Raw genomic sequence first — 13163 nt, forward strand, 5'->3', positions numbered from 1 at the left:
GCCACACCCTTTTTGTGAAAATACCTGAATGCCCATTTTTCATATGGGTGATTGCATTTATGTTGGAAACGGAAGCGCCAGCGCAATAACCGCTTGGTCTTCCCTATATTCTTCTTCCCTGATACTCAGCTTATCCTTATACTTCTGCAGAAAATCCGACACCGCCGCGCGGAGCCGCTCCCAATCCGCCTCGCCCCGGAATACAAAATCCACCAGGACCTCCGATTCCTCTTCGTCAAATCCCAGGCTGAGCAAAGCAGGCTCTCCCTGGGCGGGAGAGGAATGGCGGATCAGCCGTTCGGACACACCCTCCACCAGCCGGAATACATCCCTTTCCGACATGGCCAGCTTTTGCAGATTCATTTCCTTCTCCAATTCCACTTCCACCCGGCAGTTGCCGCCGGATACCCGCCGCTCCATCAGATACACGGCCAAAGCCGGATTCCCCAGCTTGCAGATCAGGCTGTCCTGAAGCGCGGACATCCTTATCTTATCCATATATTCCGGCAATATATCGTACTTCTTCAGACGGGTGTATCCAAACAATACCTGCAGCTCATTCATCCAGTCATGCCTGTAATGGGTCAGGAGGCGGAGAATGGTTTCCCTCTCCTGGACTTTGCGCCCGTTCAGCGTGACTGCACCCAGAATCCATGCAGAACCCCCGGCAATTACCGCCAATGCCACCCTCGCCAAAAGCGGCATCGGCCATATAACAAGAGCCGCCAAAGCCAGCACACTTGCAGCGCCTGCCGCGGCCCGCCATCCAATCCGACTTGCCATCCCGTTTTCCCGCCTTCCATTGACCTGTGCGTTTTACGCGGATGCGAAAACCGACCTTCAAAAGCATCTGCACACCTTCCAAGACGCCGCGGCAAGATGAGGCCCCCCTCGTGGAGGCCTCTCACCAAAAAAACTCCGGCAGTCAATTCTGCCGGAGTTTTAGTCGCGAGTCCTTAAGCTTCCACTGTCGCAGCAACCGGTGCTGCTTCTACCGGGTAGACGCTGACCTTCTTACGGTCGCGACCCCAGCGCTCGAACTTGACGACTCCTTCCACTTTTGCGAACAGAGTATCGTCTTTGCCGAGACCGACATTGATGCCAGGATGAATCTTTGTGCCGCGTTGACGGACCAGAATACTGCCAGCAGTAACCGTCTGTCCGTCGGAACGCTTCACGCCCAGACGCTTCGCGATGCTGTCCCGGCCGTTCTTGGTGGAACCTACACCCTTCTTGGAAGCGAACAGCTGCAAATTAAGCTTCAACATGGATGTCTACCTCCTTCTTGATTTGGTTGTATGTCCGTCCCGAATGGTGACAAACGCACCATAGGATTCTTGTATGGACTGTATCATGACTACCATCGCCTCCAGCAAAAGCTGGACCCGGTCAGCCGTTTCGCCGGGAGCAAGCTCCGGCACAGCGGCCTCCAGAAACCCTTCCTCCACCCGGCCGGCAAGCTCGAGGCCCGTCAGCTTCTCAATGGCGTTCAAGGTTCCTACGGTAACAGCGGATACACCGGCGCAGACAATATCCTTGCCGGGATCATTGTAGCCTGCATGGCCCGTTACGGTAAAGGAATGAATGCTCCCCTCCGCGGACCGTTCAATCCTCACCTTAATCATGGAAAGCCGCTCCCCTGCCGATTAAGCCTGGATGCTTTCGATGGTGATCTTGGTGTAAGGCTGACGGTGGCCTTGCTTCTTACGGTAGTTTTTCTTGGGCTTATATTTGAACACGATGATCTTCTTGTCCTTGCCATGCTTTTCGACCTTGGCAGAAACAGAAGCGCCGGCTACAAGGGGAGAGCCTACTACCAGGCCATCTTCCTTGGAAAGCAGGAGAACACGGTCAAACTTAACCACGTCGCCTTCAGCAGCGTCAACCTTCTCGATGTACAATACATCGCCTTGTTGAACCTTGTATTGCTTACCGCCTGTTTCGATAACAGCGTACATTTCGTTGCACCTCCTCATGTTGAGACTCGCCGTGAGTCCAGGTGACCGGCTTGGCCGATGCTTCAGGTACCCGACCCGTGCGGTTGCAGCATGTTTTACAACATACCAAAATAGGATATCATATTATGCCCATGTTGGCAAGGGTGTTTTTACCGGTACCTATAGGCGGTTCCACTCGGAAAAACCGGCTTCACCGCCATGAAGCGCAAGGTCGCGTGAAGAATCGGCAAGAGGCGGATGTACAGGCAAAGCGCTGGGCGGATATGGGAACATGTAAGCGCCACAAAATGTTCGCTATGGCTTCAAATCCTCCCATAATGGCTGCATTAGGATACCTAAAATGATTGCTAACACCTCCATTCGCCTCCCAAAAGGGCCGTTTTCATGTAATAGCGATCATTTCATGCCCGCTATTCCCGCGAAACTGCGCCTTATGCTCTGTTAGCATACAATTGTTGAGCGCTAACATGCTTTAAAAGCTGCTTTTGTTCATGTCAATTAGCTGATAATTGTCATCCCCGCCCGCCTTTTCCTGGCCCATACGCCTTAAGCCCCTCCTCCCGGATGGCGTTCAGCTCCTCCGCCGTCATCAGCCCGGACCGGTACAGATTCAGATACTCCTGGGAAACAGTCTGGTCAAAAATCAGCAAATCATCCGTGTTAACGGTGACCGGCACTCCGTAATCATAAAGCTGCCGGATGGGATGGCTGCCATAGCTCTCCACCCGGCTCAGCATAATATTGCTGGTGGGACATACATGGAGACGGATGCCGTCATCCGCCAACCGCTTCATGACCAAGGGCGACTGCGCTGCCGCGATGCCGTGATGGACCTCATCCAGCTCCAACTCCTCCACCGCCTCCAGGACATCATCCGCTGTTCCGAACTCACCCGTATGGGCGCGCAGCATAACCCCATAGCTCCGGGCCAACCGGTACAAGCCCTTGAAGCGCGAAGCAGGCTGCGCCAATTCATTCCCGCAAATATCCACGGAACGGAACCAGCCGCTGGCCAGCGCCGCCTCAAATTCCTCCTTCGCCTCATCGGGATTGGAGCCGCGGTCCAAAGCCAATTCCGGCATAAAGAGCGTTTCCGGCGCAAAGCGGCTTCGCAGCTCATTCATTGTCCGGATGAAAAGCTCCATACCGCCCAATGCCCGGACTTCATCCAATCCGAAGCTCAGCGCCAGAAGCCGGATGCCATCTTCGGCAGCCTGGATAAACGAAGCTTGGACTCGGATCAGGTATCCCTCCAGTCCGGGGCAATGGCATTTCACATGGGCGACAAACCAATCCGCCATCCCGCCCAAGGATGCAAACCGCTCCGACGGCGGATCAATGGCAGTGTTGGCCCAGCGGGATACATAGCGGATATTGCCACCCCGGCCTGCATGGCTGTGCAAATCGCTTTTGGGGATGCGGGCAACCCCGGACAAAGACTCTTGCATCAGCGCTTCCATAAATTGCTGCTTCATTTGGATACCCCCGATATGAATGACGTCCACAGCCTGCTCCCATATCCCATCAATTGGAAACGGTTAAAGCTAATACGCAGGAAGGAGAAAACCGTTCCCCTTTCGCTCAAATGAGTATTGGAATAAACGCCGCCCGGCAGGACCCTTTGGGGAAGTGATGGTTTTGAGCGACCCCAAGCTGCTTAAAGGCGGATGGTGACAGATGGAAAGCGGAATGGTAGTATAGATGATATTGGCTCCAACATCAGAAGGAAACAGGTGAATTACGCCTATGGCGAAGCGATTTTTTCGATTGCTGACAGAATTATCCTCCCGCAAGTCCATCTCGCGCCTGACCGGCTCCTTTGCCAAATCCAAGGCGAGCCGCAGGCTGATTCCCTGGTTCGCCCGCACCTATGGAATCCGGGTGGAGGATGCGGAAAAGCATGTCCGGGAGTATGCGTCGCTGAACGACTTCTTTTCGCGGCGGCTGAAGCCGGGCCTGCGCCCCATTGCCGGGGATGCGGATATTGCCGTCAGCCCCGTGGATTCCCTGATCACCGGCATGGGCCCCATCCGGGAGGGGCAGCTCCTGCAAATCAAAGGCCAGGACTACACCCTGGAGGAGCTTCTGAACGAATCCCCCCGGCTCGTCAGCTATACCGACGGATTTTTTATGGTGCTGTACTTAAGTCCCACCGATTACCACCGGATTCATTCCCCCGTTGCCGGCAAAATCCTGGAGAAGGAGCATATCCCCGGCAAGGTATATCCGGTGAATGATTTCGGGCTGGTCCACATGAAGCGCGTGTTGTCCCGCAACGAGCGCCTGGTGACCTATATCCGCCACGATTACGGCGAGCTGGCGGTGGTCAAGGTAGGCGCCATGAACGTCAGCAGCATTCAATACGTAACCCCATTGCCGAATTGCCTTACCCGCGGCGGCGATCTGGCATACTTTGAGTTTGGCTCCACTGTGGTGCTCCTGTTCGAAAACGGCACCTTCACCCCCAGAGCGGATCTGGAGACCGGCATGAAGCTTAAAATGGGGGAAATCCTGGGGCTTCTGCACGCCAAGTAAAACCGATTATTGGACGAAAACAGCCGGCTTCCCGCATTCCCTGCGGCCGAGGCCGGTTTGCCTATTAGAGAGGAGAGAAAACCTTGTCCGTATCCGCATCACAGCTAAAAGGGGCCGCCCAAAGCTCCGGTCCGGCATCATCAGGCAATCAGGCTACCATTTACGGTGTGCTGTTCGCCATCAGCCTGGTCCATCTGCTGAACGATTCCATGCAGTCCGTTATTCAAAGCATCCTGCCGATTCTGGAGGATGGCATGAATCTAAGCTACCTTCAGGTCGGCTTCGTCATCTTCGGCCTCAATGTCACCGCGTCCATTCTCCAGCCGGTTGTGGGGCTGTACACCGACAAAAAACCGTCCCCCTGGCTGCTTCCCACCGGCATGGTGGCCAGCTTCTTCGGCATGCTGACCCTGGCCTTCGCCACCCAATATTGGCAGGTCATTGCCGCTGTTGTCATGATCGGCTTGGGCTCGGCAGTGTTCCACCCCGAAGGCTCCCGGGTGGCCAATATGGCCGCTTCCCCCCGGCAGCGCGGCCTGGCCCAGTCCATTTTCCAGGTGGGGGGCAACGCGGGACAGTCCCTCGGTCCCATTATGACCGCGCTGATCTTCGTCAGCGCCAAGCAGTTCGGCGCCATTTATTTCACCTTTGTGGCCGGCGCCGCCATTATCGTCCAATATTTTGTAGCCAAGTGGTACCGCTCCTACCTGATCACCAATCCGCGGGCTGCCAGAACCTCTGCCGCCGCCGTGTTCAGCACCGAGCGCAAGCGCAAAATCCGCAACGCCGTCATCATGCTGGTGGTGCTGGTGTTCGCCAGGTCCTGGTATTCCGCCTGCATCTCCAATTATTACGCCTTCTATCTGCGCGACGTGCTCCATACCGGCATCGGCAATGCCCAGTGGTATATCTTCACCTTCCTGGCCGCAGGCGCTGTGGGCACCTTCTTCGGCGGACCGCTGGGAGACCGGTTCGGACGCAAGAACATTCTGTTCTTCTCCATGCTGGGCAGCGCTCCGTTTGCGCTTCTGCTGCCGTTTGCCAACACCTTTTGGGCGTACCCGATTTTGGCGGTGATGGGCTTTATCCTGCTCTCCAGCTTTTCCGTTACCGTGGTATATGCCCAGGAGCTGGTTCCCGGCAAAATCGGCACCGTGTCCGGCCTGATCACCGGCCTTGCCTTCGGCATGGGGGCATTGGGCTCCGTCGCCTTGGGCGCCATGGCCGATTTTACCAGCATCAGCTTCGTCATGAAGGTTTGCTCGGTGCTCCCCCTGCTGGGACTGCTGACGTTCCTGCTGCCTGCAGACAAAACGGTCCGCTCCTGGTCGGGTGAATAAGGCCGAATTTACATTTCCTTTACAATTGTTTCACAATTTGATCAATCCCTGCTGGTACCATAAAAAGTACAGGCGCTTGGGGCCGCCCTGAAAGCCGGTGCATACCGGCCAAGCGGGAAGCCGAAACACCTTTTGTTGAAATCTGATGGAGCCTGCCGTGCTGCGCAGGCTCCTTTTTTCATGAGGCGGCTCCCCCAACGGTACACCCGAAATTCCACAATCACGATGAAAGGTGTGAAATCATGAGAGAAACCCGGCTTGCCCTCCGCAAGCTTCCTGCCCGTAAAAACCCTTCCCTTACGCTTTGGCAGTCCGTTTGCATTTCGGCAATCCTGGGTCTTGCCGCCTTGGCCTTGTGCCTGGGCATGGAATGGATGATCAGAGGCTCCTTCTCCCAGGTCCGCTCCTGGATGGATGGCAGCCGCGACATTTTTCTGCTGAATGCCCTGCTGACTTTTTTTCTGCTGCTGCTGTGTTACGGAATCATTGGTTCCCTTCTGCCTGCCATATCACTGGCGACCCTGCTGTTGTCCGTGGGTTCCCTGGTCAGCTACTTCAAGACCCGGCTGATCGGCGAGCCGTTCTTTCCCTGGGATATTCTGCTCAATCAGGAGGGGATGAATATCGCCCCGCTGGTGACCGGTCCCAACGCCTATATCCGGATCGGCGGCATTGTGCTGGTGGTGGCGGCGCTGGTGGTCCTCCGGTTCAAGCTGGGACGCCTTGCCCCCTCCTGGTGGAGCAGGCTTGCCCTGGTGCTGGTGGCCGCGGCGGGGCTGACCTCCTTTGCCCTGCAGAATTCCTGGGCCAACAAGATGCTGTACCAGGCCGGAGTGGCCCAGATTATCTGGAATCAGCAGGAAAACTACGGCAACAACGGCTTTGCCCTGGCTTTCACCCTGAATGTGAAAAATTCCATTATTACCAAACCCGCCGGTTACGGAGAGCAGGCCATTGACAGCATTGCCGGCAGACTTGCCTCCTTGCGGGGAGAAGCCTCAAGCGCCGCGGCGGACACCGCTGAACCGGCGGAAAAGCTGCCGCATGTGATCTTTGTGATGAGCGAGGCGTTTTGGGACCCGACGCTCCTGCCCGGCGTCACCTTCAGCGAGGACCCGCTGCCCACCGTCCACAGGCTCCAGGAGCGCTACGGGGCCAGCACCATGCTGACGCCCCAGTTCGGAGGCGGCACCAGCAATGTGGAGTTTGAGGTGCTGACCGGGTTTTCCACCAGCTTTTTGCCCAGCGGCTCCGTTCCTTACCAGCAGTACATCAGCCAGCCCATTCCCAGCCTGGCCAGCTTTTTTGAAAGCCGCGGCTACCGCAGTCTGGCCGTCCACTCCTATGAGGGCTGGTTCTGGAACCGGAACAATGTGTACAAGTGGATGGGCTTCGAGGGCTTCAAAAGTCTGACCCATTTTACCGAGCCGGAATATAAGGGCGCCTTCATCGCCGACAGCGAGGTTTCCCGCAGCATTATCCGGGAGGTGGAGAAGTCGGAGGTGCCGGTCTTCATCTATGCGGTCACCATGCAGAATCACGGGCCTTACAACGACGACCGGTACGGGCAAACGGATATTGCCATCGACGGAGAGCTGACGGATGAGGCCAGACAGATTATCAGCACGTATACCCAGGGAGCCAAGGATGCGGATGCCAGCCTGAAGATGCTGATCGATTATTTTGAGGAAAAGGAAGAGCCGGCTTACATCGTCTTTTATGGCGACCATCTGCCCATGCTGGGTTATGATTATGATGTGTACCGGCAGACAGGCTTTATCAATTCCGCGCTGGCGGAGGAATGGAGTCTGGAGGAGCTGCGCAGCATGCGCTCAGTGCCCCTGGTCACCTGGACGAATGTTCCGGTAAAGGCTGAGCTGCCCGCTACCATCAGCTCGTCTTTCCTGGGTTCGTTTGCGCTGAAGGCGCTGGGCATTGAGCCGGTGGGACAGTTTGCCCTGAATGCGGAGCTGTATCCTTCCTTGCCGGGGCTGCTGCGCAACCTGACCATAGACGGCGGAAGCCATCTTTCCGGCACCGTGCCGGAGGAGGCAAGCGCGCTGGTGGAGGACTACCGACTGCTGCAATACGACATGCTGTTTGGCAATCAATATTTGGCAGGCAAAATCGACGAGGACTTCCTCGGACGGCTGGCGCTGCCGGCATACAACATTATGGATACGGAGCAGCAGTCGTTGCGGTAGCGCAACGGCAGCGGCCCGGCGCAAGCAAAAGCCCGGTGCGGGACTCCTGTGAGAGGATTCCTGCACCGGGCTTGCTTATTTGTAGCCTATTCTACCGCATTTCCGAAGGGCTTTTGCCGGTGTAATGCTTAAACTGGCGGCTGAAGAAAAACACATCCCGGTACCCCAGCTCATGGGCCACCTCGGACACGGACAGCCCGGCATACCGGAGCAGATGCTCCGCCCGCTCAATCCGGGAGCGGATAATATACGACTGCACCGATTGGCCGATCATGGCCCGGAACTTGGTGGAGAAATATTTGGGGGAGAGATTGGCCCGGGCCGCCAAATCCTCCAGCTTATGCTGGCGGGCCGCATGGAGGCGGATGTAATTGGCCACCTCGTGGATGGCCTCTGTCAGCTGCACGCTGTCGCCGCCCCCCTCCGGCTCCTCCACCCGGTCCTCCCGGAGCAGATGGATCATCAGCTGCTTCAGCACCAGCCGGGCCTCCACCTCGGCCCCGAAGGTTTTTTCCACCAGAAACAGCCGTACATAGCTGGACAACAGACGTTCAAAATCCACCGTTTCCCGAACCACCCGGTAAGGCTCCGGCACCAGCGCCGGCATCCGGGTGAGATCGAAGTGGATATAAGTGAGGGTCAGCGGCTTCTGGGGATTATGCACCGCATAGGTATCGTCCCCCGGCCGGAAGAGGAAGCAGCTTCCTCGGCCAATCCGGTATTGCATCCCGTTCAGCTGCACCTCCCCTTCTCCGCTCCAGACATAGAACAAATCATAATTGGGCAGCCTCGCCTCTCTGCGATGCCATTTCCAGCCGGGCTCACAGAGAATTTTGGCAAAAGAGGGCTTCAAAATAAAATCATCCGGTGAAATGTCCAGCATCGGCCTACCGCTTCCTTCCGTCGCATCCTTCTTATGCTTATTGTAGCGAAAGTAGCCGATGCTGCCAATGAAAATCATTCTTAACGGGCTATTCCGCCTGCTTGTTTACCCATTCCGCCACATCCTCCACAAGGGATGCCGCCACATTGGAGGGCTGCCCGTACTCCAGTCCCATGGATATGGAGCCATACTCGGCCAGCAGATGGTTGACGGAGGGATAGGAGGCATAGGTCACATTGGCCCGGTTCTGCAAGGCAGCCTTCCAGCCCTCGAACTGCTTCATGGAAACCTGCCAGTCATTTTCACCCTGGGCGATAAATAAAGGAGTGGTCTGGCTCTGCGCCAGCTCCGCCGGCTGGTAATCCCGCTGCTCGATCCACCAATACGGGTCCCCCAAGGGGAATTGCTCCGGCAGGCGGTCTACGGAATAGGCCGGGTTTTGAATGGTTTCCACCATGCTCTTGTAGGCTGCCACCGCCGCTTGCTGCTGGGCGATCAGCGCTTCGGGCTGACCGGCTTCCTTCAGCAGCTGCAATGCAACCTCCTGCTGCTCCACCAGCACTTGGCTGATATTGCCGCTGGGGGCGGACAGAAGCACCGCTCCCTTAATGGAAGCGCCCTGCGGTTGCCCCAGCATCAGCGGCACCGCATAGCCGCCTTGGCTGTGACCGGCAATGAAAATATTGTCCGGGTCGATTTCCTTCAGGGTTTTGGCCAGCTCCACTGCCCGCAGGGCATCCGCCACCGTTTCATCCTCCAGGGAGAACCGGGGAAGCGCCGCCACCTTCAGGGTATGCTCCGCCGTCACTTTGTCATAGCGCAAAACGGCAATTCCCTTGCCCGCCAGCCCGGCGGCCAGATCGCGGAAGGGTTTGGCTCCGCCGATGGTTTCGTCCCGGTCATTGGGGCCTGAGCCGTGAACCAGGATAACCAAGGGGAAAGGGCCGTCTCCCTTGGGAAGAGTCAAGGCTCCCGGGAGAGCCAAGTCACCTTCACCCACCACCATTTCCCGCTCCGTGTACAGCGACGGATCATCGTAAACGGCAGGCTGATAGAGGGATTCCGTCGTTGCATAAGCATTCAGGTCATCCACCAGCCCCTGTTTGTCAAAACGGAGCACCATGGTGATCCGTCCGGGGGGAATGTCCAGCTCGTAGTCCAGGAGCACGTTGGTATGGACGCCGTTTTCTTCCGTTTTGGCTTGCAGCAGCTTGGGATGCCCGGCAGCCAGGGCCTGAATTTGGGCCAGTGCCGTCGTTGTGCTGGTCGTCCCGAAGGTCCGGGTCAGGGCAGCGGAGGAACCGGCAGCCAAACGCTCCCCGTCTCCGTGCAGCAGATGATAGACATAGGCGGTTCCCTTGAGGCTCAGATCATCCTGGGCAACCGGCTGCTGTCCGTCCCAGCTCAAAGCGCTTCCTGCAAACTGCTCCAGGACTGCAAGCGGAATAACCGTCTGTTCGTTCACCAATTGGACCGGTGCATCAAGACTGAGCTTCGCGCCGTTCAACTCCGCTTCCGCAGAGCCGATCCATACCTTCAGCGTAGAGGCTCCTCTTGCAGCCGTGGCGCTTCGTTCCCCTTCGTTCCATTCTACCCTGGCGCCCAGCAGCTCGGCTGCGTAGCGCAGCGGAATCATGATCGCATGTTGACCGGCGGCGGAGCCGGAATCGGCTGCGGGCTGGCTTTCCGCTGCCGCAGGGGCAACCGGCGCAGCTGCGCCAAGCGCTCCTGCGGGAATAGACAAGCTGGAGGCCACAAGCAAGGACAAGGATAAGAGTGCCGCTTGTTTTTTCACATTTCATCATCCTTCCTCGAAATTGATTATATTTAGATTATTATCTAACCATTTAATTAAACAATAATACGCCTGCCTCCGTTTGTCAAACCGGTTGTGGATGAAAGCATCGGCTCTGCTCCATTGCAGGGGGCTTACTGGAGAGTGCGGCGGTAGGTCCGGAAGCTTACGGCAATATGTGCCGCCCCGAAGATCAGACCGGCCGCAAGCAGCGGCAGGGCATGGAGCACCGCGGAGGCAAGCAGGAAATAAATTGACGGGAAGACGGCCAGCGGCACGGGAAGCCCCCATAAGGGGGCGAACAACCGGGCAAACTGGCGGCCGTTCCGGTAATAAGCGATCCACACAGCGTAATACAGAAGCAGACATGCCGCCATTCCCGCCAACGCGGCAATCTCGTACCACCGCTCCAGATGAAACGGGAAGAACAGGGGGAGCGCCACTGTGCCGGCCCGCCCGATAGCTTCCGCCGCCGTCCAAAGCGGGGGCATCCGCCTTTCTTCCGCTGCCGGCATATGCCGGGGAGACAAAAACATAAAACTCACACTGGGAAGCATAATCAAAACCGGTATAATAAGACTGGAGAAATAAAGCATTTTTCCTCCTCCGCTTTGTCTGTCTTCCGCTCTATCCTTCATACCGTTCATATCGTACCGCCAGCCGAATCAAGGAGGTCTGCCTTATTATGAGAAGAGATGAATTCCAAGTCCAAAGCCGCGAAGAAATCGATGCGTTTTTGGGTGAAGCCTCCTATGGCTTTCTCGGAGTAATGGGGCCTGACGGATGGCCCCACATGAAGCCGCTGAATTATGCGTACACCAACGGAGCCATCTATTTTCACGGATCAGCCAAAGGGGAAAAAATGGACGATCTTGCCCGGAACCGGCAGGTCACCTTCGCCGTGGCCAAGGAGTATGCCATTATCCCTTCCACCTTCAGCGATTCGCCTGTGGCATGCCCCGCCACTGCCTTCTTCAAGTCGGTGCACATCAAGGGCTTCGCCGATGTTGTCCAGGACCCGGCGGAGAAAGCCGCGGCGTTAACCGCCCTTATGGAAAAGCTCCAGCCGGAAGGGGGCTATGCCGCCATTGACCCGGAGGACCCCCGCTACAAGCAAATGCTGAAGGCGGTAGCCGTTGTGCGGGTATCCATTGAGGAGATCAGCGCCAAATTCAAATTCGGCCAGAATCTCTCCGACTCCCGCAGGGATATCATCATCAGCCGTCTGGAGGAACGGGGGCGGCCTGACGACGACGCCACTGCCCAACTCATGCGCGCCTACGCTCCCCCTTCCGTGCCGGAGGAATAGGGCGCCATTTCCCGCGGCGGCAAAAAGACCCGGAGCAAACAGCTGCCGCTCCGGGTCTTTTGCTTATTTTACATACAGCCGCGCCCGTTCCTCCCAAATCTCGCCCGGCTCCAGCCCGAACAGGCCGATCTCCTCGGCAGGAAGTCCCGTGTTGGGGGCATTCACCAAATTGATCTGGGGTTCGGGGCAGAAGAAGCCTTCCCGCGCGCCGTTGTTGTAAAGCATCCATTGCTTGTAGGAGGTGCCTGCATCATACACCAGAGTCACATTCTCCTTTTTGTCCGTCAGCTCCATAAAGTTGCGCCCGTTCTGGGGCTTGACCGTATAGTGGTTGTCCAACGGTATGGCAAAGGGATTCAGCCCCTCGCCCTGCAGGGCAATCTCCTCCGCCGACAAAGGAAGCTTGTTTCCGGTAGGCAGGGTGCGGCTTGACATTTCCCAGCGTTCGCCGATGGTCACCTTCACCAGATAATCCCGGGCAGCGCTGCCGGTCGCAAAAGGCACACTCACCGCCGTATGGAAGGCCAGGAGGCACGGCATGGATGCTTTCCCGTCGTTTCTGATAAACAGATGCTGGGCCAAACCGCCTTCGGCGCTGAGCGAATAAGTCAGCCGAATGGTAAAGTCAAAGGGCAGGTATTGATAAACCGGATGCCCCTCCCGCACCTGAACGACGACAGTTACAACACTTTCGTTTCCGTACACGCCAACCTGCTCCACCGTCCAGGGGATGGTGTGGACAAAGCCGTGGATATGGTTATTGTTTCTTGCTTCATTTACCGGCAATTGATACAGCTTGCCGTTCCAGGGGAATTTGCCGTCCTCGTACCGGTTGGGCGGGAACAAAACCGGAATCCCGTAAATGGCGGGATGGGCCTTGAATTCCTCCATGCCGCCTTCGGCCGGCTCATGCAGAAAGCGGTATCCCTTCTCCACATCCCGGAACGCCACCAGATTGCCGCCGTATTCCGGCAAAATCGCCGCCTCATATTTGCCGGCCTTCAGCCAGACCGCTTTTTCTCCCTGAAACTCGCCTACCTTCGCTTCATAAACGGACATCTACAAGTCTCCTGTTCGTTTTGGAATCATATGCCTTCTCTTGCTTCCCCCAAAGGATACCATGCGACAGCGCCAAGTCA

Annotated in this window: 13 protein-coding genes and 1 other annotated feature; of the genes, 4 read left to right on the forward strand and 9 right to left on the reverse strand. The window is 56.9% G+C overall.

The features are described from left to right. Positions 1-57 precede the first annotated feature (57 nt). The 5 genes from DQG13_RS06010 to DQG13_RS06030 form a co-directional block, all read right to left on the reverse strand. Positions 58-783, reverse strand: coding sequence for a Spo0B domain-containing protein (locus DQG13_RS06010; RefSeq protein WP_113018844.1), 726 nt, complete (start codon positions 781-783; stop codon positions 58-60). A gap of 173 nt (positions 784-956) precedes the next feature. Continuing rightward, complete coding sequence (gene rpmA, locus DQG13_RS06015) at positions 957-1268, reverse strand: 50S ribosomal protein L27 (protein WP_113018845.1); 312 nt, start codon at positions 1266-1268, stop codon at positions 957-959. 6 nt (positions 1269-1274) lie between these two features. Then, positions 1275-1625, reverse strand: a complete 351-nt coding sequence (locus DQG13_RS06020) for a ribosomal-processing cysteine protease Prp (protein WP_113018846.1) — start codon at positions 1623-1625, stop codon at positions 1275-1277. Positions 1626-1646: 21 nt separating this feature from the next. Continuing rightward, positions 1647-1958 (reverse strand): 50S ribosomal protein L21, encoded by a 312-nt coding sequence (gene rplU, locus DQG13_RS06025; protein WP_113018847.1) that lies wholly within the window; start codon positions 1956-1958, stop codon positions 1647-1649. A 12-nt stretch (positions 1959-1970) separates the two neighbouring features. Then, positions 1971-2053: a sequence feature (ribosomal protein L21 leader region), on the reverse strand. Positions 2054-2470: 417 nt separating this feature from the next. Next, the gene (locus tag DQG13_RS06030; protein ID WP_113018848.1) at positions 2471-3433 is read right to left on the reverse strand and encodes an amidohydrolase family protein; all 963 of its coding nucleotides are present in this window, start codon (positions 3431-3433) and stop codon (positions 2471-2473) included. Positions 3434-3704: 271 nt separating this feature from the next. Between DQG13_RS06030 and asd the strand changes: the two genes are divergently transcribed. The 3 genes from asd (at position 3705) to DQG13_RS06045 (ending at position 8037) form a co-directional block, all read left to right on the forward strand. Beyond that, positions 3705-4493 carry an archaetidylserine decarboxylase gene (gene asd / locus DQG13_RS06035; protein WP_113018849.1) on the forward strand — a complete coding sequence of 263 codons (789 nt, stop codon included), beginning with the start codon at positions 3705-3707 and terminating at the stop codon, positions 4491-4493. Between the two features lie 83 nt (positions 4494-4576). After that, positions 4577-5833 carry an MFS transporter gene (locus DQG13_RS06040; protein WP_113018850.1) on the forward strand — a complete coding sequence of 419 codons (1257 nt, stop codon included), beginning with the start codon at positions 4577-4579 and terminating at the stop codon, positions 5831-5833. Positions 5834-6075: 242 nt separating this feature from the next. After that, the gene (locus tag DQG13_RS06045) at positions 6076-8037 is read left to right on the forward strand and encodes an LTA synthase family protein (protein ID WP_146767108.1); all 1962 of its coding nucleotides are present in this window, start codon (positions 6076-6078) and stop codon (positions 8035-8037) included. 91 nt (positions 8038-8128) lie between these two features. On the opposite strand, the gene DQG13_RS06050 is transcribed toward DQG13_RS06045, so the two are convergent. From DQG13_RS06050 to DQG13_RS06060, 3 genes are all read right to left on the reverse strand, one after another. Further along, on the reverse strand, positions 8129-8920 hold the full coding sequence (locus DQG13_RS06050; protein WP_113019012.1) for a helix-turn-helix domain-containing protein: 792 nt from the start codon (positions 8918-8920) through the stop codon (positions 8129-8131). Between the two features lie 88 nt (positions 8921-9008). Next, positions 9009-10715 carry an alpha/beta hydrolase family protein gene (locus DQG13_RS06055; RefSeq protein ID WP_113018852.1) on the reverse strand — a complete coding sequence of 569 codons (1707 nt, stop codon included), beginning with the start codon at positions 10713-10715 and terminating at the stop codon, positions 9009-9011. A 134-nt stretch (positions 10716-10849) separates the two neighbouring features. Continuing rightward, the gene (locus DQG13_RS06060) at positions 10850-11206 is read right to left on the reverse strand and encodes a hypothetical protein (RefSeq protein ID WP_146767109.1); all 357 of its coding nucleotides are present in this window, start codon (positions 11204-11206) and stop codon (positions 10850-10852) included. 194 nt (positions 11207-11400) lie between these two features. Between DQG13_RS06060 and DQG13_RS06065 the strand changes: the two genes are divergently transcribed. Next, the gene (locus DQG13_RS06065) at positions 11401-12024 is read left to right on the forward strand and encodes a pyridoxamine 5'-phosphate oxidase family protein (protein ID WP_113018854.1); all 624 of its coding nucleotides are present in this window, start codon (positions 11401-11403) and stop codon (positions 12022-12024) included. Between the two features lie 63 nt (positions 12025-12087). On the opposite strand, the gene DQG13_RS06070 is transcribed toward DQG13_RS06065, so the two are convergent. Then, positions 12088-13083 (reverse strand): aldose 1-epimerase, encoded by a 996-nt coding sequence (locus tag DQG13_RS06070; protein WP_113018855.1) that lies wholly within the window; start codon positions 13081-13083, stop codon positions 12088-12090. Positions 13084-13163 lie beyond the last annotated feature (80 nt).

Source organism: Paenibacillus sp. YN15, from assembly GCF_003285005.1.
GTDB lineage: Bacteria > Bacillota > Bacilli > Paenibacillales > NBRC-103111 > Paenibacillus_AR.

Coding starts and splice junctions, on each gene's coding strand:
- DQG13_RS06010 (WP_113018844.1), bottom strand. CDS start 783: ATGGCAAGTCGGATTGGATGGCGGGCCGCGGCAGGCGCTGCAAGTGTG.
- rpmA (WP_113018845.1), bottom strand. CDS start 1,268: ATGTTGAAGCTTAATTTGCAGCTGTTCGCTTCCAAGAAGGGTGTAGGT.
- DQG13_RS06020 (WP_113018846.1), bottom strand. CDS start 1,625: ATGATTAAGGTGAGGATTGAACGGTCCGCGGAGGGGAGCATTCATTCC.
- rplU (WP_113018847.1), bottom strand. CDS start 1,958: ATGTACGCTGTTATCGAAACAGGCGGTAAGCAATACAAGGTTCAACAA.
- DQG13_RS06030 (WP_113018848.1), bottom strand. CDS start 3,433: ATGAAGCAGCAATTTATGGAAGCGCTGATGCAAGAGTCTTTGTCCGGG.
- asd (WP_113018849.1), top strand. CDS start 3,705: ATGGCGAAGCGATTTTTTCGATTGCTGACAGAATTATCCTCCCGCAAG.
- DQG13_RS06045 (WP_146767108.1), top strand. CDS start 6,076: ATGAGAGAAACCCGGCTTGCCCTCCGCAAGCTTCCTGCCCGTAAAAAC.
- DQG13_RS06050 (WP_113019012.1), bottom strand. CDS start 8,920: ATGCTGGACATTTCACCGGATGATTTTATTTTGAAGCCCTCTTTTGCC.
- DQG13_RS06060 (WP_146767109.1), bottom strand. CDS start 11,206: ATGCCCCCGCTTTGGACGGCGGCGGAAGCTATCGGGCGGGCCGGCACA.
- DQG13_RS06065 (WP_113018854.1), top strand. CDS start 11,401: ATGAGAAGAGATGAATTCCAAGTCCAAAGCCGCGAAGAAATCGATGCG.
- DQG13_RS06070 (WP_113018855.1), bottom strand. CDS start 13,083: ATGTCCGTTTATGAAGCGAAGGTAGGCGAGTTTCAGGGAGAAAAAGCG.